General features: G+C 46.6%; 23 protein-coding genes. 13 read left to right on the forward strand and 10 right to left on the reverse strand.

From position 1 onward, the window contains the following. Window positions 1-3 precede the first annotated feature (3 nt). The 8 genes from B2W60_RS04535 to B2W60_RS04570 form a co-directional block, all read right to left on the reverse strand. A complete protein-coding gene (locus tag B2W60_RS04535; RefSeq protein ID WP_292362405.1) occupies window positions 4-1152 on the reverse strand; it encodes a D-alanyl-D-alanine carboxypeptidase family protein in 1149 nt (382 codons plus the stop codon). 24 nt (window positions 1153-1176) lie between these two features. Beyond that, the gene (locus tag B2W60_RS04540) at window positions 1177-2025 is read right to left on the reverse strand and encodes a septal ring lytic transglycosylase RlpA family protein (RefSeq protein ID WP_292362404.1); all 849 of its coding nucleotides are present in this window, start codon (window positions 2023-2025) and stop codon (window positions 1177-1179) included. Continuing rightward, window positions 2022-3002 carry a lytic murein transglycosylase B gene (gene mltB / locus B2W60_RS04545; protein ID WP_292362403.1) on the reverse strand — a complete coding sequence of 327 codons (981 nt, stop codon included), beginning with the start codon at window positions 3000-3002 and terminating at the stop codon, window positions 2022-2024. The genes B2W60_RS04540 and mltB overlap by 4 nt, the downstream gene beginning before the upstream one ends. Continuing rightward, window positions 2999-4171 (reverse strand): rod shape-determining protein RodA, encoded by a 1173-nt coding sequence (rodA, locus tag B2W60_RS04550; protein WP_292362402.1) that lies wholly within the window; start codon window positions 4169-4171, stop codon window positions 2999-3001. Before rodA ends, mltB begins: the two co-directional genes overlap by 4 nt. Further along, the gene (mrdA, locus tag B2W60_RS04555; RefSeq protein ID WP_292362401.1) at window positions 4152-6032 is read right to left on the reverse strand and encodes a penicillin-binding protein 2; all 1881 of its coding nucleotides are present in this window, start codon (window positions 6030-6032) and stop codon (window positions 4152-4154) included. The genes rodA and mrdA overlap by 20 nt, the downstream gene beginning before the upstream one ends. 2 nt (window positions 6033-6034) lie before the next feature. Next, window positions 6035-6511, reverse strand: coding sequence for a rod shape-determining protein MreD (gene mreD, locus B2W60_RS04560; RefSeq protein ID WP_292362400.1), 477 nt, complete (start codon window positions 6509-6511; stop codon window positions 6035-6037). After that, window positions 6511-7443 carry a rod shape-determining protein MreC gene (mreC, locus tag B2W60_RS04565; protein ID WP_292362663.1) on the reverse strand — a complete coding sequence of 311 codons (933 nt, stop codon included), beginning with the start codon at window positions 7441-7443 and terminating at the stop codon, window positions 6511-6513. Before mreC ends, mreD begins: the two co-directional genes overlap by 1 nt. A gap of 84 nt (window positions 7444-7527) precedes the next feature. Next, the gene (locus B2W60_RS04570; protein WP_292362399.1) at window positions 7528-8574 is read right to left on the reverse strand and encodes a rod shape-determining protein; all 1047 of its coding nucleotides are present in this window, start codon (window positions 8572-8574) and stop codon (window positions 7528-7530) included. A gap of 120 nt (window positions 8575-8694) precedes the next feature. Between B2W60_RS04570 and gatC the strand changes: the two genes are divergently transcribed. The 11 genes from gatC (at window position 8695) to mutM (ending at window position 18183) form a co-directional block, all read left to right on the forward strand. Then, on the forward strand, window positions 8695-8982 hold the full coding sequence (gene gatC, locus B2W60_RS04575; protein ID WP_292362398.1) for an Asp-tRNA(Asn)/Glu-tRNA(Gln) amidotransferase subunit GatC: 288 nt from the start codon (window positions 8695-8697) through the stop codon (window positions 8980-8982). A gap of 20 nt (window positions 8983-9002) precedes the next feature. Beyond that, the gene (gene gatA, locus B2W60_RS04580) at window positions 9003-10457 is read left to right on the forward strand and encodes an Asp-tRNA(Asn)/Glu-tRNA(Gln) amidotransferase subunit GatA (RefSeq protein ID WP_292362397.1); all 1455 of its coding nucleotides are present in this window, start codon (window positions 9003-9005) and stop codon (window positions 10455-10457) included. A gap of 164 nt (window positions 10458-10621) precedes the next feature. Next, on the forward strand, window positions 10622-12253 hold the full coding sequence (locus B2W60_RS04585) for an acetolactate synthase large subunit (RefSeq protein WP_292362396.1): 1632 nt from the start codon (window positions 10622-10624) through the stop codon (window positions 12251-12253). An 8-nt stretch (window positions 12254-12261) separates the two neighbouring features. Further along, window positions 12262-12765, forward strand: coding sequence for a peroxiredoxin family protein (locus B2W60_RS04590; protein ID WP_292362395.1), 504 nt, complete (start codon window positions 12262-12264; stop codon window positions 12763-12765). A gap of 123 nt (window positions 12766-12888) precedes the next feature. Next, window positions 12889-13125 (forward strand): 50S ribosomal protein L28, encoded by a 237-nt coding sequence (rpmB, locus tag B2W60_RS04595; protein ID WP_226070964.1) that lies wholly within the window; start codon window positions 12889-12891, stop codon window positions 13123-13125. Between the two features lie 11 nt (window positions 13126-13136). Continuing rightward, on the forward strand, window positions 13137-13292 hold the full coding sequence (gene rpmG / locus B2W60_RS04600) for a 50S ribosomal protein L33 (protein WP_014707985.1): 156 nt from the start codon (window positions 13137-13139) through the stop codon (window positions 13290-13292). Window positions 13293-13428: 136 nt separating this feature from the next. Continuing rightward, complete coding sequence (locus B2W60_RS04605) at window positions 13429-14373, forward strand: ABC transporter ATP-binding protein (protein ID WP_292362394.1); 945 nt, start codon at window positions 13429-13431, stop codon at window positions 14371-14373. After that, complete coding sequence (locus B2W60_RS04610) at window positions 14373-15125, forward strand: ABC transporter permease (RefSeq protein WP_292362393.1); 753 nt, start codon at window positions 14373-14375, stop codon at window positions 15123-15125. The genes B2W60_RS04605 and B2W60_RS04610 overlap by 1 nt, the downstream gene beginning before the upstream one ends. Continuing rightward, complete coding sequence (locus B2W60_RS04615) at window positions 15122-16489, forward strand: GldG family protein (RefSeq protein WP_292362392.1); 1368 nt, start codon at window positions 15122-15124, stop codon at window positions 16487-16489. The genes B2W60_RS04610 and B2W60_RS04615 overlap by 4 nt, the downstream gene beginning before the upstream one ends. Further along, the gene (locus B2W60_RS04620; protein WP_292362391.1) at window positions 16486-17361 is read left to right on the forward strand and encodes a DUF4340 domain-containing protein; all 876 of its coding nucleotides are present in this window, start codon (window positions 16486-16488) and stop codon (window positions 17359-17361) included. Before B2W60_RS04615 ends, B2W60_RS04620 begins: the two co-directional genes overlap by 4 nt. A gap of 3 nt (window positions 17362-17364) precedes the next feature. Continuing rightward, window positions 17365-18183 (forward strand): bifunctional DNA-formamidopyrimidine glycosylase/DNA-(apurinic or apyrimidinic site) lyase, encoded by an 819-nt coding sequence (gene mutM, locus B2W60_RS04625; RefSeq protein ID WP_292362390.1) that lies wholly within the window; start codon window positions 17365-17367, stop codon window positions 18181-18183. A 7-nt stretch (window positions 18184-18190) separates the two neighbouring features. Here the strand turns inward: mutM and B2W60_RS04630 are convergent, their stop codons facing one another. Further along, on the reverse strand, window positions 18191-18475 hold the full coding sequence (locus B2W60_RS04630) for a c-type cytochrome (RefSeq protein ID WP_292362389.1): 285 nt from the start codon (window positions 18473-18475) through the stop codon (window positions 18191-18193). A gap of 77 nt (window positions 18476-18552) precedes the next feature. Here B2W60_RS04630 and rluD point away from each other — a divergent pair, with 77 nt between their 5' ends. Together rluD and chrA are read left to right on the forward strand one after the other, a co-directional pair. Then, the gene (rluD, locus tag B2W60_RS04635) at window positions 18553-19518 is read left to right on the forward strand and encodes a 23S rRNA pseudouridine(1911/1915/1917) synthase RluD (protein WP_292362388.1); all 966 of its coding nucleotides are present in this window, start codon (window positions 18553-18555) and stop codon (window positions 19516-19518) included. 15 nt (window positions 19519-19533) lie between these two features. After that, the gene (gene chrA, locus B2W60_RS04640) at window positions 19534-20727 is read left to right on the forward strand and encodes a chromate efflux transporter (RefSeq protein ID WP_292362387.1); all 1194 of its coding nucleotides are present in this window, start codon (window positions 19534-19536) and stop codon (window positions 20725-20727) included. Here the strand turns inward: chrA and B2W60_RS04645 are convergent. Beyond that, complete coding sequence (locus tag B2W60_RS04645) at window positions 20719-21930, reverse strand: NAD(P)/FAD-dependent oxidoreductase (RefSeq protein WP_292362386.1); 1212 nt, start codon at window positions 21928-21930, stop codon at window positions 20719-20721. The genes chrA and B2W60_RS04645 overlap by 9 nt on opposite strands. Window positions 21931-22035: the final 105 nt, after the last annotated feature.

Genomic DNA, 22035 nt, shown 5'->3' on the forward strand with positions numbered 1-22035 from the left:
TTATTAACCCCAGATCAGCATTAACAAGCTGTCCAGGATTCTTCTCCACCAGCTGCCTTTTTCAATATTTTCTACAGCCACCAGCTTTTGCTGAGCAACCACTTCGTCTCCCAGACGGATCTCAACTTCACCCAGCTCAGTGCCTTTGACTATCGGTGCTACAACCGGTTGCTGAATATTAGTGGAGGCCTGTAAATCTTTATAGCGGCCGCGCGGAACAGTAATCGATAACGGCTGAGCCAAACCCAGGTTCAATTGTTTGGTTTCACCTTTCCAGACTTTAGTCTGAGTAATCGCTTCATCGGCAGCATAGAGTTGATGCGTTTCAAAAAAACGAAATCCAAAATTAAACATCTTCTGGATTTCCTGAGCACGAGCGTTCTCACTGGCAGTTCCCATTACAACAGCAATTAAACGCATACCATCGCGCTTGGCTGATGCAGACAAACAAAAACCGGCTTCTTCGGTATGACCGGTTTTCAAACCATCGACAGTATTATCACGCCATAGCAACTTATTACGATTGTGTTGGGTGATACCGTTATAGGTATATTCCTTTTCGGCATACCATTTGTAATGCTCGGGAAAATCGCGAATCAATGCCGCAGACAGAATGGCAATATCATGGGCTGTAGTATAGTGCTCCGGCCCGGGTAACCCGGTGGCATTTTCATAATTGGTATTGAACATACCAAGTTTTTGAGCATATTGATTCATCATCTGGGCAAAGACTTCTTCACTGCCTGCGACATGTTCAGCCAGTGCTACCGCAGCATCATTGCCAGACTGTACGATCATGCCTCTTAATAAAGCTTCTACAGTGACTCTGGTATTCACCTCAATAAAACTCCGCGAACCAATCATTCGCCAGGCTTTTTCACTAATTAACACTTCATCATCAAGATTAATGTTGCCGTCATGAATTTCCTGTGACACCACATAAGATGTCATCAGTTTGGTAATACTGGCGGGTGGAAGGCGTTCGTCAGCATTTTCTGACATCAGAATATGACCACTGTCATAATCCTGCAAAATATGAGCAGTGCCAGCGATAGATGGTGCAGTTGGATTCGGTGTAATCATGCCGGCTGCTGTCAGTGTTGAAACACTGAATAGCAAACCTGCCAGACTCATTTTTAACAATTTAATCATTAGTTACTCTCAAGTGTAAAAACGTTATTCGGTCACAATACGGGTATCGGAAAATCCCATATCCACTAGCCTGCTGGCAATGCGTTCGCCATACTCAGCACTTTCCAGTGGTCCGACTCTGACTCGATATAGTGGCGTTTGAGCACGTTCAACAGGGGAAATATGCACCCGTTCTTCGATCTGTTGTTGAACTTGCTGTCTGATTTGTTCCGCACGACTCATCGTGCTGAAAGCCCCGACCTGCAGGAACAATACTACTTTTCCAATTGTGCTGGTTGGTGCCACCGCATTGGAAACAGAGGCGGCTTTGGCAACATTTTCAGTCGCTCTGATGTTAGCAGATGCCGTCACATTCTTTTTAGTGATTGCGCGGACTTCAACATTGCCAGTGCCTTTATCGATAATGCCTAATTTCGTGGCAGCACTATAGGATAAATCAATCAGCCGATCATCATGAAATGGACCTCGGTCATTAATTTTAACCACGATTTTACGTCCATTATCCAGATTGGTCACTTCAGCATAACTTGGTAATGGTAAGGTTTTATGTGCTGCTGTCATGGCATACATATCGTAAGGCTCGCCACTGGAAGTTCGCCGGCCATGAAACTTGGTGCCGTACCATGACGCTTTACCTCGTTCCACATAATTTTCACTGCTGGCAAGTGTGTAATAACGTTTGCCAAATACTTCATAAGAAGCGGGATTTCCATATTTACTGCGGGGCTCATCTCGCGGTACGGCATCCGGAATATTTGCCACATCCGGTTTGACTCTGGGCGCACCATCCTGTTGTTCTGTGATCGTTCCGCAGGACCACAGATTAACAAGCACCAACGATAAACTTAAATGCCTAACTATATGGCGTTTCATTTTGAGGACTCATAAGTATTACGAATCTCTTCGGACAGTTGCACAACCGCCATGGCATACATACGACTGTGATTGTAACGGGTAATCGCATAAAAATTCTGCCGTCCTAACCAGAGTTCTTCGCCACCCGGCTGAGTCAGACTGAAAACAGTAATAGCATCATCGCCTTCTGGTAAATCGGCAGTCGACAATCCTGACTTGCGTAATTCTTCACGGGTTATGCTGGGCTTCAACCCACGATCAACCAAATCCTGTGGTAAATCATTACCTTGATATTGTGTCGCGTGAACTATTGTCTGACCAGGCTGCCAACCGTGGCGACGTAAATAATTGGCAATACTGCCAATGGCATCCGTCGGGTTTTTCCAGATATCGCGATGTCCATCACCATCAAAATCCACTGCATACTCGCGGAAACTGCTTGGCATAAATTGCCCCAGCCCCATCGCACCGGCATAAGACCCTACTGGCTCCAGCTGTGACATTTCCTCCTCACGCGTCAGAATTAAGAAGTTTTTCAATTCCGAACGGAAAAACGGACTACGCGGCGGGTAACGAAAGGCCAGTGTAGATAATGCATCAACTACCCTGAAGCTCCCCATATTGCCACCAAAACGCGTTTCGACACCTAGAATTGCCAGAATAATTTCCGCTGGTACGCCCAACTCATTTTCCGCCCTTTCCAGAGCAGCAGCATGTTTTTTCCAATAGGCAACACCGGCATTAATACGCGCCTGGTCAAGAAAAATTTCGCGATATTCATACCACGGCTTACTTTTTTCCGCTGGTCTGGAAATCGCTTTAAGGATACTGTCCTTGACTTCCACCTGGTCAAACAACGCTTCAAGTTCAGCTCTATTAAAATCGTGCTCCTGCACCATTTCGTCAATAAATTTATCCAATTCCGGTAACTCTGGATTGGCATAAGCTGGCGTCAGCATCAGGCCTATAAGTGTGGCTACAATATGCTTCTTCACGGTGACATCATCCTCCGATGGGTGTGTATAGACATCAGGATACCGAAGCCTGCCAGCAAGGTCACCATTGAAGTGCCTCCATAGCTGATAAGTGGCAGCGGCACCCCGACAACAGGTAATAAACCAGTAACCATTCCAACATTTACAAATACGTAGACCAGAAAAGTAATGGCAATACTGCCCGCCAGTAATTTCATGTAACTCATCTGCGCCTGAGCGGCAATATATAGCCCCCTTGCCGTAATCAATAGATAAACTGTGATTAACATCACCAGACCAATCAAACCGAATTCTTCTGCAATCACAGCAAAAATAAAATCGGTGGATCGTTCCGGTAAAAACTCGAGATGTGACTGCGTTCCCTGCAACCACCCCCGTCCATGCAAACCACCGGAACCAATCGCAATTTTTGACTGGATAATGTGATACCCGGCGCCAAGTGGATCTGACTCAGGGTTAAACAAGGTCATGACCCGTCGCCGCTGATAATCATGCATGAAATACCATAATACCGGGGCAGCGGAAGCGCAAAGTACTATAAAACTCATGAGCAATCGCCACGACATACCCGACAAAAACACCACAATCAGGCCAGAGCTGGCGATCAACAATGCAGTTCCCAAGTCCGGTTGCTTACCGATGAGTACTACCGGAATGGCAATCATCAGCAAAGCCATAAACAATCTTGCAAAACTGGGGGGCAGAGGTCGCTCGGCCAGATAAACGGCGACAGCCATAGGCACTGCCAACTTCATTATTTCAGATGGCTGAAAGCGAAAAAATCCTAAATCAAGCCAGCGTTGTGCACCTTTGCCAATCGTGCCAAACAGCAATACTGCAACCAACATTAAAACGCCGATGCCATACACCCAAAAAGCCATATCCTTAAATCTGTCAGGTTGGATTTGTGCCAGAATAATCATGGCAGCAATGGCGATCGCCATACGCACACCCTGGCGAATTAACAAGCTGATATCTTCACCGCCGCTGCTGTACAATACCACAGCACTAAATACCATCAGCGCCACGATTCCCAGCACCAATAAGCCATCCAGATGAATACGCTGCAGTATAGAAGTCCAGTGAACTCTGGAGACCTTGCGACGATCCTGCAACAACGGGCTTATCGTTCTGGGTGGATTGCGACGATCATTCAGTAATTGGCTCATCGCTCTCTTTCTCTGTTTCTATACCAAAATACACATCAATCAGTTTTCGGGCGATGGGTGCTGCGACGGCACTGCCACTGCCACCATTTTCGACAATAACCGAAATAGCAATTTCAGGGGCATCTGCAGGGGCAAAAGCGACAAACAAAGCATGATCATGCAGTTTTTTCGCCAGGGTTTCTGCATCATATTTTGCATCCTGTGCAATCCCAAATACCTGAGCTGTGCCGGTTTTACCCGCAATTTTGAATGGCAAGTCTTCTCCAATATGCCGTGCCGTTCCGCGTTTGCCATGCACCACTTCAACCATGGATTCAATGACAGCCTGCCAATTACTCGATTTCTGAATTGGCAGACTGTCAGTCTGTTGTCCCCCAATCAATTGCATACCATCATCACTATCTGATTTTGTGGCACGTACCAGCTGCGGTTTATATACAGTACCTAACATACCCAATGTCGCAGTGGCATGAGCCAACTGCAAAGGTGTTGTTTGATTAAAGCCTTGGCCAATGCCTGAAATCAACGTTTCCCCCGGAAACCAGGCCTGATTTCGTTGGGCCCGTTTCCACTCCCTTGAAGGTGACAGTCCCGCACTCTCCCCAGGCACATCAATTCCTGAGCGTTTACCAAAACCAAAATAATCCAGAAAGCCATGCAGCCGATCAATGCCCAGGGCATGAGCCAAATCGTAAAAATAGACATCACAGGATTCTGCCATGGCGCTTTTCAGATCGACATGGGCATGTCCCTGTCGCCGCCAGCAACGATAACGGTGCTCATGTCCTGGAAGCCTGTAAAAACCGGGGCAATAAGTCCGGCTTTGCTCAGTGACCACATTCAACTCCAGTCCCGCTAATGCAACAAAGGGTTTAAATGTAGAACCCGGAGGGTAATGACCGCGCAAGGCACGATTAAATAAAGGTTGCTCAGGATTATCTCTTAACGCTGCATAGTCTGTGGTGCTAATCCCGGTCACGAATGCATTGGGATCGTACTCAGGCTTACTGACCATGGCCAGAACACCACCATTGCGCGTGTCCAGCACCACGACAGAGCCATTGTATTCTCCTAATGCTTCTGAAGCGGCTTTTTGCAGCTGTATATCTAAATGCAGATAGAGATCTTGGCCCGCCGTGGCTGGTTCACTGAACAGTTCTCTGACTGTACGTCCCTGAACATTCGTTTCCACCTGCCGATAGCCTACTGTGCCATGCAACAGATCTTCATATTGCTTTTCAACACCATTTTTACCAATCTGCAGGGTGCCTTTGTAATTCTGCCGATCAATAACCTGCATCTCTTGTTGATTGATACGGCCAACATAGCCCACCGCATGGCCGAAAAGTGTCCCTTGGGGATAATGACGAATCAGTCGGCCCACAACATCAACTCCAGGGAATCGATGCCGATTCACTGAAAACAGCGCAACTTCTTTTTGCGTCAGCTGATTACGAACAACGATTTCTTCAAAAGCCCTGTGACGTTTACGTCGCTCGTTAAAAGCAGCAACATCCTCTTCGGTTAAAGACAGTAACTCCGCCAGTTCGGCGATGGTCTCATCCAGATTCGTCACTTTTTCAGGAATGACTTCCAAACTGAAAGTTGGAATATTTTCAGCGAGCAATACCCCATTACGATCGTAAATCAGTCCACGTTGAGGTGGTAAGGGTTCAATAGCAACACGATTACGATTTGACAGTGAATCAAAATGTTCAAAGTCAACAATCTGCAACATCACCAGCCGAAAAATGATAATGCCGAACAATACCAGAAAGAAAAGCCCGGCAATTATCAGCCGGTTGCTCACCAGACGACTTTCACGAAAATGATCTTTAAGTCGGTGCCGTGGATCGATCACGATCAGCTCACCTGAAAACTACGACGTATTTTCCTTAATACGGCATATACCAGCGGCCAGACCAGCGTACTTGTCAGAACAGTCATCCAATTAGTCAAACTAAAGCTGCTGGGCGCATTTAACATGACGATAAAGTGCACCAGAAAAACCAGAGATAATATGGTGAATGCTTGCTGCCATAGGGGGTATTGGCGGAGCTGTAAATGCAGTCGGCCTACCAGATAAATCACCAGAGCATAGGCAAACGCATGAATGCCGAGAACACCACCCGTAATCAAATCCATGACCAGCCCGGTTAACCAGGCAACACCAATGCTAACGCGTTGCGGTAACGCCATAGCCCAATAAATCAATGTCATTGCTACCCATTCCGGCCGTGCATAACGCAGGCTATCCGGTATTGGCACCAGCATTAACAATATGGCGAATAATAAGGTAATGTAAATCACACTACTATGCTGTGGTCTCACCAATACCATCAGTCATTTCCCTCTGCTGGCGTCACCACTTCATCAATAGCAAGTGGCTCTTCCAATCGTTGCAGATCATCTTCTTCAATCTGCAAAGGGGAAGTAATGCCGAAATCAATTTTTTCGCCGGGCAATACCAGCATGACTTCTCGACTGGTCGATAAACGCGCGGCTGGTGCAACCGCAATTTCAGCAAAAGATTTTCCTTGTGGGAAATCAACTGCGGTCACTGTTCCAACAGGATAACCCACGGGGAAACGGCCACCTAAACCGGAAGTCACTAACATATCGCCGACACGCACGTCGGCATTGTGGGGTAAAAACTCCATCTGTAGGGCTTCGCCCAAACCTCGCCCCGTGACCACGGCACGTAAACCATTTCTGACAATTTGTACCGGAATACTATGACTCGGGTCAGTCAGCAATACTACGCGACTGGAAAACTGACTCACCTCAGCGACCTGCCCCATGACCCCTAATGAGTCGAGTACTGGCTGTCCTTCATAAACACCAAATGATTCGCCCTTATCGATAATGACATGTTGATAAAAAGGATCTAAATCGACACTCAACAATTCAGCGACTTGAACTCGCTCCTGCAGACGGAATGAAGAACCAAGTAACTCTCGCAAACGCATATTTTCACTTTCCAGTGCCTGCATTTTTTGCATCCGCACACTATTGGTAAGGTTTTGCGCTTCCAGTGTCATGATTTTTTCGCGAAGCTGCTGATGTCCCTGAAATAACTCACTAAACCAAGTGACGAAATCATCCGGCATCGAGGCAAGTTTCTGCACCGGATAGACAACAGTCGATAGTGTGGCTCTTACGGGCTTGAAATAATCCAGCCGGGTATCGAGAAAATACAGCAATACAGAAGCGACTACGGCAAGTAGCATTCGTGTATTTAACGACGGTGTATGGGTAAATAGCGGTTTAATGGCTCAGTTCCGAAAATGAAAAGACCTTCACAAACAAGCGTGTTATTTGTAAAGGTCAAATACCAACATCAATCTTACTGAAGGCTATTCAAACGTAAATACATCGCTCCCGCGTTCGTCGATAAGTTCTAACGCCCGGCCACCACCTCTGGCAACACAAGTCAACGGGTCTTCTGCGACAATGGCTGGCAAGCCAGTTTCTTCCATCAGCAAGCGATCTAAATCTTTTAACAGCGCACCACCACCCGTTAAAACAATACCGCGTTCAGCAACGTCAGCACCCAGTTCAGGTGGTGTCTGCTCCAGAGCAGTCTTCACTGCAGCCACAATACCGGCAAGCGGATCCTGCAAAGCTTCGAGTATTTCATTACTGTTCAAAGTGAAACTGCGAGGTATGCCTTCGGCCAGATTACGACCACGCACTTCCATCTCTCTGACTTCATTTCCCGGGTAAGCTGAACCAATTTCTTTTTTGATTTTTTCCGCAGTGGCTTCACCAATTAATGTGCCGTAATTACGACGCACATAGTTCACAATTGCTTCATCAAAAAGATCGCCACCGATACGAACAGAAGCTGAATAAACAATACCGTTTAATGAAATAATGGCCACTTCCGTCGTACCACCACCGATATCCAATACCATCGAACCACTGGCTTCTTCAACTGGCATACCAGCGCCAATGGCTGCTGCCATCGGTTCTTCAATCAAAAACACATCACGCGCTCCGGCACCGGCAGCGGATTCACGAATGGCCCGACGTTCAACTTGAGTGGATCCACAAGGAACACAGACTAAAACGCGCGGACTTGGTTTTAAAAAGCGCCCTTCATGCACTTTGCGAATAAAATGCTGCAACATTTTTTCGGTGACTGTGAAGTCAGCAATCACCCCATCTTTCAATGGTCGAATCGCCGTGATATTTCCAGGGGTTCGCCCCAACATTCTTTTTGCTTCTGCACCAACGGCGGCAATCGAGCGAGGACCGCCCGGCCCCTTATCCTGTCGAATTGCCACTACGGAAGGTTCATCTAAAACGATGCCCCGTCCCCGCACATATATCAGCGTATTGGCTGTACCCAGATCGATAGACAGATCGTTAGAGAATATCCCGCGTAAACGTTCAAACATTTAAGAAACCACATCCGGAAGAGGTAAAATGAGTACTTTAGCAATGCTCAGGTCTGTTGGGCAAGCAACTAATGATTTAAACTTCAACTTTGTGAAATCAATTAACTTACGGGACGACTGATGAGTTTAGATAAATCCGATGTTGAAAAAATCGCGCATCTTGCGCGACTCGCCATTGATGAAAGCACCATTCCTGATTATGCACGGGATCTGAACAATATCCTTACTCTGGTTGAACAGATGAGCGCTGTGGATACCAATGAGGTCAGTCCGATGGCACACCCTCTGGATGCTCACCAGAGACTTCGTGAAGACGTTGTGACAGAAACCGATCAGCGTGAATTATTCCAGTCTATCGCACCCAAAACCGAGGCTGGCGTTTATCTGGTTCCGCAAGTCATCGAATAAATTCCAACACAGGCAAGCTCATGCATAACAAAACTTTATCTGAACTTTCGGCGTTGCTGCACAACGGTGATATCACCAGTGTGGAACTGACCAAACATTTCTTAAATCGCATCAAAACGCATAACGGTAATTTGAATGCCTTTATCAGCATTACTGAGGAAAGTGCGCTGGCGCAGGCCGCCGCTGCCGATAAACAGTTTGCGGAAAAAACCGCCGGTAAATTGACCGGCATCCCGATGGCGCATAAAGATATTTTCTGCACCAAAGGTGTCCGCACCAGCTGTGCATCGAAAATGCTTGATAAATTTATCGCGCCCTATGATGCCACCGTGGTTGAAAAAATTGCTGCCAGCGGCATGGTCATGCTGGGTAAAACCAATATGGATGAATTCGCCATGGGTTCATCCAATGAAACCAGCTTCTATGGTCCGGTAAAAAATCCCTGGGACATCGAGCGTGTTCCGGGTGGTTCATCAGGTGGTTCTGCAGCAGCAGTCGCTGCACGTTTAACGCCGGTTGCTACCGGAACAGATACGGGTGGTTCGATTCGTCAACCTTCTTCTTTGTGTAATTTAACCGGATTGAAGCCAACTTATGGCCGCGTTTCCCGCTACGGCATGATTGCCTTTGCCTCCAGTCTGGATCAGGCAGGACCGATGGCGGCCAATGCCGAAGATGCGGCATTGTTATTAAACGTGATGTCCGGTTTTGATGAGCGTGATTCCACCAGTGTGGAACGCGATGTTCCAGATTACACCGCCAATCTGAATGATTCTTTGGAAGGTTTGCGCATTGGCCTGCCGAAAGAATACTTTGGCGAAGGCCTGTCACCTGAAGTGGCTGTAACTATCGAGGCTGCCATTAAAGAATTTGAAAAACTCGGCGCAACCGTTAAAGAAATCAGCCTGCCGAATACAGCGCTGGCAATACCAACCTATTATGTTGTCGCTCCAGCGGAATGTTCATCCAATCTATCGCGAATGGATGGGGTACGGTTCGGTCATCGCTGTGACGATCCAAAAGACTTGCTGGATCTCTATCAACGTTCACGCGGTGAAGGTTTCGGAGACGAAGTTAAACGCCGCATCATGATCGGCACCTATGCGCTGTCTGCCGGTTATTACGATGCGTATTACCTGAAAGCTCAGAAATGCCGCCGTTTGATCAGTGATGACTTTCAGCAGGCTTTTGAAGAAGTAGATGTCATTATGGGCCCTACTGCACCAACAACAGCCTTTAAACTGGGTGATAAAACAGATGATCCGGTGGCTATGTATCTGGCAGACATCTATACCATCAATACCAATCTTGCCGGACTGCCAGGCATGTCTATTCCGGCAGGTTTTGCCGGAGGGTTACCTGCAGGCCTGCAAATTATTGGTAATTATTTTGATGAAGCACGTTTACTTAATGTTGCTCATCGCTATCAACAGGTTACCGATTGGCATAAGCAAATTCCCACAGCATTTCAGTAAAAATTAAGGGGCGAAAGCCCCTTTTTTAGGGAGTTTTTTTATAAAAAACTCACAAGAAATTTAATGGTCATTATTCACTTCAATAATAATCAAATCAGCCTCTCGCATGCCGCAAATAAAACAGGGTATGCTTGCGCCAAGGCAATTTAACGGAGTCATCTTAAATGAAAGCAGCAGAGCTATTTGTCCGTACTCTGGAAAATGAAGGTGTCGAGTATGTATTCGGAATTCCCGGTGAGGAAAATCTGGATGTTATGGATGCTTTGCTCAGTTCGCCAATTCATTTTATTACCACCCGTCATGAGCAAGGTGCAGCATTTATGGCCGATGTTTATGGTCGACTAACCGGCCGTGCCGGTGTCTGTATGGCAACATTAGGACCGGGAGCAACCAATCTTATTACCGGTGTCGCAGATGCCAATATGGATCATGCTCCGCTGGTGGCTATTGCCGGTCAGGCGTCCACCAATCGTTTACATAAAGAATCGCATCAGGTGCTTAATCTGGAAGCGATGTTTCTGCCCATCACTAAATACTCCACCCGCATTGTCAGCCCCGAGGTGATTCCGGAAATTGTGCGTAAAGCCTTCAAAGTGGCGCAGACTGAAAAAACCGGTGCCTGCTTTATCGAATTTCCCGAGAATATTGCTGAAATGGAAATTGACGATGCACCGCTGCGAGTTAAACATGCCACGCCTCCAGAACCGGCCGCAGAGCATATTGAACGGGCAGCTGAATTAATTTCCAATGCCCAGAATCCTATTATTCTGGCCGGTAATGGCGTGGTGCGGGCGCATGCCTCAGCAGCCCTGACCGATTTCGCGGAAAAACTGGGGATTCCTGTCGCTAATACCTTTATGGCCAAAGGCGTTATCCCGTTTGGTCATTCGATGTCGTTAGGCAGCGTGGGTTTGCAGTCCAATGATTATGTCAATACCGGATTCGCCAATGCCGATGTCATTATCTGTATCGGTTACGACATGGTCGAATACCATCCCTACTTATGGCATCCTTCACGGGATCGAATCTTAATTCATATCGACTCAACCCACGCTGAGGTTGATGCTTATTACAGTGTGGTGCTTGGTGTAGTGGGTAATATCAATCACAGTTTAAATCGCATCGCTGCGCTAACTACGCCCCATAAAGGCAAAGCCATGCGTACTTTACGTGACAGTTTAATTACCGAAATGAATCAGCACCGCCGTGATACCGAATTCCCGGTTAAACCCCAAAAAATTATCTGGGATCTGCGCACGGCCATGCATCTTGAGGATATCGTGATTTGTGATGTCGGTGCCCACAAGATGTGGATGTCGCGTATGTTTCGTTGCGAATATCCAAACACCTGCATCATTTCCAATGGTTTTGCCAGCATGGGCATTGCTGTACCGGGCGCAATTGCAGCCAAACTGGCACATCCCGAACGCAAAGTGGTTGCCGTTACCGGTGATGCCGGCTTTTTGATGAACTCGCAGGAAATCGAAACCGCGATGCGCTTGAATATCGCTATTGTGATTCTGATATGGAATGATGCGAGTTATGGCCTGATTGAATGGAAACAGCAAAACCAGTTTGGCCGTACCAGTAATGTAAAATTCAATAACCCTGATTTTATTCAATACGCGCAATCTTTTGGTGCTACCGGTGTCAGAATCAACAAGACTGAAGAGCTGATGCCTGCGCTAAAAACCGCATTAGACAGTCATACCGTTACCGTCATTGACTGCCCGGTGGATTATCGGGAAAACCTGAAACTGACCGAATCTCTGAGTCAATTGACCCAGCCAACCTGAGAGTAAAAATGAAGTCTGGAAAACGTTTTATTGCCTTTATAGCCGCTTTGTTTGCGTTACTGTTTATTGTGTTTTTATACAAGAACGCAACTGCACCAGTCTATACGGATCTAAAATTTGAAGATGTCGACGGAGAAATACATCATTTCTCCGATTATGCCGGCCAGCCGATATTGATGATTTTCTGGGCGACTGATTGTCCTGCTTGCGTGCAGGAGCTGCCGGAGCTGATTGCATTGCATGAAGAATATGCCGAAAAAGGGCTAGTGATGCTCGGCGTTTCACTGCCGCATGACACCCCATCACATATCAAAGCAATGCGTGAAGCCCGGGGTTTGCCCTATACACTTATCTGGGACAGTGAAGGTGAAATTTCCAGTGCATTTAATAATGTCCGAGTCACACCTACCCATTACCTGATTTCACCCGAGGGCAAAATTGTGATGCGCAAAATCGGCGTATTGAATAAAGAGAGCGTTTCAGAACAACTTGTCAAAATGGGCCTCAGCTGATTTATAGCGCAAAACTGCTACACATCAGATAGCACATATGGTATAAAGTCCGGCTTAGTTATTCAGAATGATGCGTTGGCAGGACGCGTCAGTCACTAAAAATGCATCAGGAGCAGGATTAACATGTCCAGAGTATGTCAGGTAACGGGCAAACGCCCTATGAGCGGTAACAACGTTTCACACGCTCACAACAAAACAAAACGCCGTTTCCTACCTAATCTTCACTCACACCGTTTTTGGGTTGAGTCTGAAAATCGTTGGGTAAAATTGCGTGTCAGCAATCATGGTCTGCGTATCATTGATAAAAGAGGTATTGATACCGTTTTATCTGATCTCCGTAGCCGCGGCGAAAAAATCTAAGGAGTCAGGACATGCGCGATAAAATCAAATTAGTTTCATCAGCAGGTACAGGTCACTACTACACTACTGATAAAAACAAACGCACCATGCCGGAAAAAATGGAGATCAAAAAGTTTGATCCTGTTATCCGTCAGCACGTGATGTATAAAGAAGCAAAAATCAAATAATTTTACTGATAACTGCTTCTAAGAAAACCCGCAATTTAACGCGGGTTTTTTTATGGCTAAAATAAATTAAATTCGATTGAAATTTTTGTTGAAACAAGATTGGCCGATTCCGGCCAAAACCGTATTATAGTGCGCTATGACTATATTGCTTGAAGCACAAAACCTGTCTCGTTTTTTTGGCCCCAATATCGCGGTCCAGGATATTGATATCAAGGTAAAACGCGGAGAGGTCCTTGGATTCCTTGGTCCCAATGGTGCCGGTAAAAGTACCACCATGAAAATGCTCAGCGGCAATCTGGCACCGGATAAAGGTGAAATCCGTATTAATGGATTTGATTTATTGTCCCAACCCAAACAGGCCAAAGCCCAATTGGGTTATCTGCCGGAAACCCCACCGTTGTATCGCGAATTGACGGTTCGCGAATATCTGCAGCATTGCGCCAGACTCAATGGTTTGACAGGTACACCATTAAAACTGGCAGTTGCCACCGTGATCGAACGCTGTGGGTTGGGTGACGTCAGTCGTCGCTTGATCGGCCAATTATCGAAAGGTTATCAACAACGTACCGGCATTGCACAAGCCATTGTGCATACCCCGGCAGTGGTGATACTTGATGAACCCACTTCCGGTCTGGATCCGCAGCAAATCCGTCAGATCAGAGAATTAATCCGTGAAATCGCCAACGAGCATAGCGTTATCCTGTCGACGCATATTCTGCCGGAAGTGGAAATGCTCTGTGATCGGGTACAAATCATCAGTAAGGGTCAGGTGGTGTTTGCTGATAGTCTGAGCGCGTTGCATCAGCAACGACATCACAGCAGCCTCCGTGTCATTTTATCTAATCCTCCGTCACTCAATGAGCTTTATACTCTGGACAATGTTTCGTCGGTTGAAGCGTTATCATCCAACCAATTCAGAATCATCTTTCACCCGGAGCAGGATCCTACTGAAAGTCTGTTAGCCAATGCCGTATCACAACAGTGGCAAATGCAGGAACTGGTGCGTGAACAGGATTCGCTGGAAGATATTTTTATGCAGTTGATAAATACTGATCCTTCGACAGTGGGAGCCAACAGCTGATGTGGTGTGTGGCAAGACTGGAATTATCGCGTTTGTTTTTATCGCCCTTCGCCTGGGTGATGCTGGCTTTAGTACAGTTTTTACTGGCTTATCTGTTTCTCAGTCATATTGAGTATTTTGCGCAGATCCAGGGACAGATTTCGGCTATACCCGGTGCCCCCGGTGTCACGGAGCTGGTTATCGCACCGTTATTAAATAATGCTGCTCTGGTGATGCTATTAATCGCTCCGTTTATCACCATGCGGGCTTTTGCCGATGAACATCGTAATCATAGTCTGCCATTATTAATCTCTGCACCACTTTCTGCCAGTCAGATTGTTTTAGGAAAATACCTCGGTTATCTCAGTTTTTTTCTGCTGCAATTACTGCTTATTGCATTCATGCCATTATCACTGATGACTGGCGCTGCTATCGATCTTTACCAGCTTGGGGCCGCAATGTTTGGTTTATTATTTCTGGTAGCCAGTTTTGTCGCTGCCGGAACCTTTATTTCCTCGCTTACTACACAGCCGATTATTGCGGCCGTAATGACGTTCTGTTTACTGTTTCTGTTATGGATAATTGATTTTGCCGCCGCCAGTACGCTTTCCGGTCAGATAAACTGGCTGGGCTGGATCTCACTGCTGGGGCATTTTCAACCCATGCTGGCAGGACAGGTCAACAGCGTCGATCTGAGTTTTTTTGCCTTGTTTTGTATTGTCTTTCTCTTGATGACTATTCGACGTCTTGATGCCGCGAGGCTGAGTCAATGAAGATGTCAAAACAGTTTAAATATCAGCACCGTCTGCAACAGATCATCTTTTATATTTTATTACTGGTGATCATTATCGCCGTAGCGGTTTTGTCACACCGTTACACTTTTGAATCAGACTGGACGGTCAATCAGCGACATACCCTCTCCTCTGCAACCACCAACTTATTAACGTCTCTTGATAGTCCGGTAACCGTCGAAGTATTTGTCAGCCCGGGCCATCAATACCAACCCGCAGCTGAAAGTTTATTAAAACGCTATCAGCAATATAGTGAGCAGTTAACGATCACCTTTATTGATCCTGTCAGTCAGCCGCAGCGGGTTCGTGAACTGAATATCCAACAACAGGCAGAAATGGTGGTTTCAGGTCAGCAGGGCCAACAGCATGTATTTGATTTATCCGAGCAATCACTTAGCAACGCTATTATAAAAGTCAGTCGCAGCAGCTTGCCGAAACTGATATTTATTTCCGGTCACGGGGAACGCGATATTGTGGGTGATGCAGCCTTTGATATGGCGCAATGGCGCAATCAACTGACCATCACCGGCTTTGAAGTGCAGACACTTTCCATGGCTGAATCCATGCAAAACATTAGTCCTGACGATAACGTTGTGTTAGTTATTGCCAGCTCTCAAAAGCCTTGGCCAGAGAGTGATATTGTCCAGTTAGAGGATTATCTACAGCAAGGTGGCAATCTGCTTTGGCTCAGCGAACCGGAGACGGATATTGGTCTGAACGTTATTGCTGAGCAGCTAAATCTGAACTTTGTACCCGGTACGATGGTGGATCCGAATGCTGGCAAATTAGGCCTGGAAGATCCCCGTTTTGTGATTGTGACCGATTACGCCAATCATCCCGTTACCGCCGCGACCTCCAGCGTCACTCTGATGCCTGGAGCGCATGCCATCCAATTTTCTGCTGCAGAATCTGACTGGCAAGTTACCCAACTGATGCAGTCCCAGAGTGAAAGCTGGTCCGAACTGGGCGATATTAATACTGCAAATCTGGATACATTACAGTTTGATGATGAGCTGGATATTCAGGGCCCGCTAATGTTGGGTGTCTTACTGGAAAAATTATTTCCAGACAACCACAGACAGAGGATTGCCGTCATGGGTGACGGCGACTTTGTCTCTAACTCATACCTCGGCACAGCTGCTAATCTGGAGCTGGCCATGGCGCTGATGAACTGGCTGGTCGTTGAAGATGATTCAATAGAAATCCCGGTCATCAAAACGCGCGATAATCAACTGATATTATCGGATGGGCAATCATTGTTTATCGGTATCGGCTTTTTACTGGGATTACCGTTAACTTTGCTGATTATTGGCATTAGTGTGTGGTGGATTAGAAGACGCCGATGAAAAGTACCTATCTGACAAACATGTTGTTATTGGTGGTCGCCGTTTTTTTAGTATGGCTGATGACCGAGTCACAGGTGCAAAAACCAAACACCTATATCACTGACAGCATTACCCAATCTCAAGTAAGCGAAATTGAAATTCAGCGTCGCCAGCAACAAACCGTTCAACTGCAACTGGATAAACAATGGCAGTTAGTCCAGCCCGTCAAAGCGCGAGCCAATCAAACCCGTATCAAGCTGTTGTTAAGCCTGTTAGATCAACCGGTACAATCGCCGATCCCGGTAACAGATAATACTAATCTTGCTGAGTTTGGTTTAGAGCAGCCAAATTTAACGTTACTGTTTAATCAACAAGCTTTTGTTTTTGGTAATACTGAGTCTCTCAGTGGTTATCGTTATATTCTGCATCATCAGCAGATATATCTGATTAACGATGATATTTCACCGCTGCTCGGTGCCAGCGCCAGCAGTTTTGTCGATAATCGCCTATTGGATCCTGCCAGCACCATTCAGGCAATTCATTTACCCGAGTTGCTTGATAAAAATGCTCAACAGCAATCTGCCGGACTGTCTGTCTATCAGCAAAACTCCAGCTGGCATTCTAAACCGGCAAACCACGAACAGGACAAACTGCTAAGTCTTTTGCAGAACTGGCAACAGGCTTATGCCATGCAGGTGGTTATCATTGTCGATCCAGATGAAATAGTCACTGAAAATCAGCCACAGGTAGTGATGGAATTATCCGATAATACACAACGTAATTTTGTCGTAACGCACAATAATGATGGCCTCACTCTGACAGATCCAGAACTGCAGCTGCAGTATCAATTTCCTGCAGCCATGATCTCCGCCCTTTTTTCAATAAACGACTGATATATGCCCGAATTACCTGAAGTTGAAACCACCCGCAGTGGTATTACACCTTACGTTGAAAATAACACTGTAGAACGGGTAGTCATCAGAGACTCACGTCTGCGCTGGCCCATCACGGATAACCTCGATGAAAAAATTTCCGGTCAGGTTATTCAGTCAGTCAGCCGCCGTGCCAAATATTTACTGTTCACGACGGCCACTGGCACTTTATTCATTCATCTGGGCATGTCCGGTCGCTTACGTATTTTGACGGTTTTCCAACCACCCGAAAAACATGATCATGTGGATATCGTATTTGCCGACGGCATTATTCTGCGCTTTACCGATCCTCGCCGTTTTGGCGCGGTATTGTGGACCAGTGAATCGCCCATGCAACATCCACTGTTAAACCATTTAGGACCGGAACCTCTGGAGGATGCATTTGATGCTGAATATCTCTTACAACGCAGCCGTAAACGTCAGGTCAGCATCAAAACCTTTATTATGAATGCCGAAATCGTAGTCGGTGTAGGAAATATCTATGCCAGTGAATCGCTGTTTCTTTCCGGTATTCATCCACAATTAAAGGCAGCAAAATTAAAAAAATCACAGGCTGAAAAACTGGTTGATGCCGTTAAACTGACCCTGCAAAAAGCCATTGCCGCCGGCGGCACAACCTTACGGGATTTTCGAGACAGTGAAGGCAAACCAGGTTATTTTGCGCAGGAATTATGGGTATATGCGCGGCAGAACATGGGCTGTAAACAATGTGGTCATCCGATTGAGCTGATTCGACAGTCACAACGAGCCACCTATTTTTGCCCACAATGCCAAAAACGGTAAATCTAGATTATTGTTCCGAAAAATACTTTGCCAGTAAACGAATTTCAGTTTCGCTGTAAGCCCCGGCATGATGCCGCATAACGCTGGATTCTCTCTCTCCACTGATAAAATCCTGCATCTGCTCAATAAAGTACTCCGGCGCTAAGCCAGCCAGCTTTGGCATATCACCTTTGCTGTGTCCATCAGTTCCATGACAACCTGCGCAGGATGATGCCATTAATGCCATATTCGGTTCTGCGTAAACCGTGGTTGAAGCCAGCAGTAAAATAAGGCAGCTCAGTGATCGTTTCATAATTTCCCTTTCGCCCGTTTCACGGCGATGATTCCAGCTACGTTATAATACCCTCCCTATTTTATGCAAAGCCATTGATGACTGAAATTATTAAACTAGATGCCACTATTCCCGAGTCATTAACTGGCCTGCGTGTTGATCAGGCCCTGGCACAGCTGTTCTCAGAATACTCCCGTGGCCAGCTGACCAAATGGATTAAAGCTGGCGATGTATTACTGAATCAGCAAACATGTCGGCCAAAAGATGCGGTACGAACCGGGGATCAGATTGAAATTGCCGCACAGCAAATCATCCATGATGATAACTGGCAGGCCGAATCCATCGCCCTGGATATTATTTATGAAGATGACGATGTGTTAATCATCAATAAAGCGGCTGGCATGGTGGTGCATCCCGGTGCAGGAAATCAGAACGGCACCATGGTGAATGCGCTGTTGGCGCATGCGCCACAACTGACGCATATTCCACGTGCCGGTATTGTGCATCGTATTGATAAGGACACCACTGGCTTATTGATGGTCGCCAAAAGTTTGCAGGCGCATCATTCATTAATCAGTCAATTACAGGAACGTACTGTGGTACGTGAATATCAGGCCATTGCCTGTGGTGTGTTTACCGCAGGCGGAACGGTTGATGCACCGGTTGGTCGACATCACATTGATCGAAAACGAATGGCGGTGTCACAGAACGGTAAACCTGCCGTGACACACTACCGGATTGAAGAGCGTTTTCGGGCGCATACCCATCTTCGTTGCAAACTGGAAACCGGGCGCACGCACCAAATCCGAGTGCATATGGCGCATATTCGCCATCCGTTATTAGGTGATCCTTTATATGGTGGCCGGTTTAAAACACCAAAAGGTATGACGGATAGCTGCCTGGCCGCTTTGCAGAATACGCGTCGCCAGGCTTTGCATGCCGGTTTATTAGGTTTTGATCATCCCACTACGGGTGAAGCCGTGAGCTGGCAGATTCCCTTACCCGATGATATGCAACGATTATTGGAACTGTTACGAATCGATGCGGCCAGTCATACCGATTAACCAGAGGAAATAACTGTGAAGGCAACAAACAATCTGCAGAACGTAGTGGACGTGTTTCTGGCCTTTCTCAAACTGGGTGTAACGGCATTTGGTGGCCCCATTGCTCATATTGGTTATTACCGAACTGAATTTATCAGCAAACGCCAATGGCTTTCTGAACAACAGTTTTCTCAGTTACTTGCTGTGACACAGTTTCTGCCCGGCCCGGCCAGCAGCCAGATGGGCTTTTCCATTGGTTTATTTCGTGCCGGCTGGCCTGGCGCCATTGCGGCATTCATTGCATTTACCCTACCTTCTGCATTGCTGTTGTTTGCTTTTGCTGCTATTGCCCACCAGCTGGATAATGCGATCGGTATAGCCATTATTAATGGTTTAAAACTGGTAGCCGTTGCCGTAGTAGCGCATGCGGTTATCAGCATGGCTCAGAAATTGACTCCAGACTGGCAACGCATTCTGATTGCCTTATTGGCTTTAGCCCTCTTGCTGCTGTTCAAATTAGCGATTATGCAAATCGCAGTGATTATCTTGGGTGGCCTCGCCGGCTGGTTTTTATGTCGTCAGCAACAATTGTCAGCAGATTTTAAATTTCCGGTTAATTACGGCAAACAAACTGCCTGGCTATTGTTCAGCCTGTTTCTGCTATTGCTTATTCTCAGTCTGTTTGCAGGCAGTCAGCTTAATACCACTAATATGCTGGCCGGCTTCTATCAGGCCGGTGCATTGGTATTTGGTGGCGGCCATGTTGTGCTGCCGCTGCTTGAACAGCAGACGGTTGCCACTGGCTGGCTCACTACCGATCAGTTTTTAACCGGTTATGGTGCTGCTCAGGCCGTTCCAGGTCCGATGTTTACGCTGGCAACTTATCTCGGTGCTGAAATTCCTTCACAATTGCCCCCGGGCTGGAATGCCCTGCTCGCTACTCTCGCTATTTTTGTCCCGGGATTTTTATTACTGCTGGCGATGTTACCCCTGTGGCAACAACTTGCTCATCTGCCAAACGCAGGTGCGGTAGTAGCTGGAATCAACGCGGCAGTAGTGGGCTTGTTAGCCGCGGCTTTATACGATCCTATTTTTACCGAAGGTGTGAATCACTGGCTGGATTTACTGATTGCACTTGGTGGTTTTCTGATTATTTTTGTGCTGAAACGCTCCGCTTTATGGACGGTGCTGTTCTGTGTCGCAGCCTCAGTTGCTGTTGCATTAATCTAATCTGGAAAAAGAGAACAGCTCAGCCAGCGGATGCTCACGCTGTTCGATATTGGCTCTTAACAAGCCAGCACCAATCATGCTGTAGGTAATACCGTTACCACCATAGGCCATGGCAAACTGAACTCGCTCGCCATATTGTTTATGCGGACCAAAAAACGGCAAACCATCTTCGGTTTCAGCGAAGGTGCCGGCCCAGGAAAATGTCGGGTTCAGGGGTAGTTTGGGAAACAATTTTTCGACTTTCTTAGCCAGAGTATGGGCTTTTTTATCTACCCGTTTATCCCGTTTTGCCGGAATATCGATATCATCGTCTTCCCCACCGACCAGCAAACGACCATCGCCTGTCGTTCGCATATAAAGATAAGGCCTGGCGGATTCCCACATCATGGTTCTATTTAATTCGCCCAATAACTCAGGATCTATCGGATCGGTAATAAAAGCATAGCTGCTACGATTTGAAGCTACCTTTTGTTTTAACCATTTTTGGCTGGCGTAACCGGTTGCCATCACCACAGACTGGCAGCTAATCTTAAATCCCGATGTAGTCGTTAACTCAACTTGCTCAGCAGAAGGCTTCAAATTTTTTATTTCCGTCCGATCATAGACGTGATATCCACTGCTTTGCATTCTGTCGAGCAATTTATGGGTTAAGCGATAAGGATCAATTCGAGCGGCTTTTTTACTAAGTATGGCGCCAGAAGATTTAAAACCATATTGTTTTTTAATGCCATCAGGTTCCAACCATTCAACATCAAATCCATGTTTTTGTCGTAACAAAAATTCATCTTTGAGCGGTTGTTTATCACGACGGCGACTGGCGTAATACAGACTGTCCTGCATTTCAAAATCAACATCACCGACTGTTTCAGCAAGTGTTTGCAGATCGGTAATAGCCTCTGCACAAGCCCGATAGGCTTTTAATGCATCAACCTCGCCATATAAAGCGGCAAGCTCGGTCAGATGGGTATCTATTTCATATTGCAGTAATGCCGTACTGGCAGCGGTGCTGCCCCAGCCGATATCACGCTGTTCGATAACCGCCACTGCATAACCATTTGAGCTGAGATCATCAGCAATCAATGCGCCGGTAATCCCCCCTCCGATAATGGCCACATCACACACAATATTATGGTCCAGTGCCGGAAAGGTTCGCATTAATCCATTTTTAATCGCCCAGAAGGGATAACCGCTTTTCAGATCCATTTTTTTCAGCCTTGACCACTATTAGTAAACCTCAGCATAGCCTACTTATTTCAAGTCAGGGCTAACCTGAGTTAAGGTCAAATTCTGGCCAAAAAAAAAGGGCGA

Origin of the sequence: Methylophaga sp. UBA2496, assembly GCF_002341635.1 — a bacterium.
Taxonomy (GTDB): Bacteria; Pseudomonadota; Gammaproteobacteria; order Nitrosococcales; family Methylophagaceae; genus Methylophaga.

Bases quoted from the DNA above. Each gene is read 5' to 3' on its own strand.
- rpmB (WP_226070964.1), top strand. From the start codon at position 12,889: ATGTCCAGAGTATGTCAGGTAACGGGCAAACGCCCTATGAGCGGTAAC.
- B2W60_RS04620 (WP_292362391.1), top strand. From the start codon at position 16,486: ATGAAAAGTACCTATCTGACAAACATGTTGTTATTGGTGGTCGCCGTT.
- B2W60_RS04645 (WP_292362386.1), bottom strand. From the start codon at position 21,930: ATGGATCTGAAAAGCGGTTATCCCTTCTGGGCGATTAAAAATGGATTA.
- rluD (WP_292362388.1), top strand. From the start codon at position 18,553: ATGACTGAAATTATTAAACTAGATGCCACTATTCCCGAGTCATTAACT.
- B2W60_RS04615 (WP_292362392.1), top strand. From the start codon at position 15,122: ATGAAGATGTCAAAACAGTTTAAATATCAGCACCGTCTGCAACAGATC.
- B2W60_RS04610 (WP_292362393.1), top strand. From the start codon at position 14,373: ATGTGGTGTGTGGCAAGACTGGAATTATCGCGTTTGTTTTTATCGCCC.
- B2W60_RS04570 (WP_292362399.1), bottom strand. From the start codon at position 8,574: ATGTTTGAACGTTTACGCGGGATATTCTCTAACGATCTGTCTATCGAT.
- B2W60_RS04540 (WP_292362404.1), bottom strand. From the start codon at position 2,025: ATGAAACGCCATATAGTTAGGCATTTAAGTTTATCGTTGGTGCTTGTT.
- B2W60_RS04535 (WP_292362405.1), bottom strand. From the start codon at position 1,152: ATGATTAAATTGTTAAAAATGAGTCTGGCAGGTTTGCTATTCAGTGTT.
- mutM (WP_292362390.1), top strand. From the start codon at position 17,365: ATGCCCGAATTACCTGAAGTTGAAACCACCCGCAGTGGTATTACACCT.
- gatA (WP_292362397.1), top strand. From the start codon at position 9,003: ATGCATAACAAAACTTTATCTGAACTTTCGGCGTTGCTGCACAACGGT.
- gatC (WP_292362398.1), top strand. From the start codon at position 8,695: ATGAGTTTAGATAAATCCGATGTTGAAAAAATCGCGCATCTTGCGCGA.
- B2W60_RS04590 (WP_292362395.1), top strand. From the start codon at position 12,262: ATGAAGTCTGGAAAACGTTTTATTGCCTTTATAGCCGCTTTGTTTGCG.
- rodA (WP_292362402.1), bottom strand. From the start codon at position 4,171: ATGAGCCAATTACTGAATGATCGTCGCAATCCACCCAGAACGATAAGC.
- B2W60_RS04605 (WP_292362394.1), top strand. From the start codon at position 13,429: ATGACTATATTGCTTGAAGCACAAAACCTGTCTCGTTTTTTTGGCCCC.
- mreD (WP_292362400.1), bottom strand. From the start codon at position 6,511: ATGGTATTGGTGAGACCACAGCATAGTAGTGTGATTTACATTACCTTA.
- rpmG (WP_014707985.1), top strand. From the start codon at position 13,137: ATGCGCGATAAAATCAAATTAGTTTCATCAGCAGGTACAGGTCACTAC.
- B2W60_RS04585 (WP_292362396.1), top strand. From the start codon at position 10,622: ATGAAAGCAGCAGAGCTATTTGTCCGTACTCTGGAAAATGAAGGTGTC.
- B2W60_RS04630 (WP_292362389.1), bottom strand. From the start codon at position 18,475: ATGAAACGATCACTGAGCTGCCTTATTTTACTGCTGGCTTCAACCACG.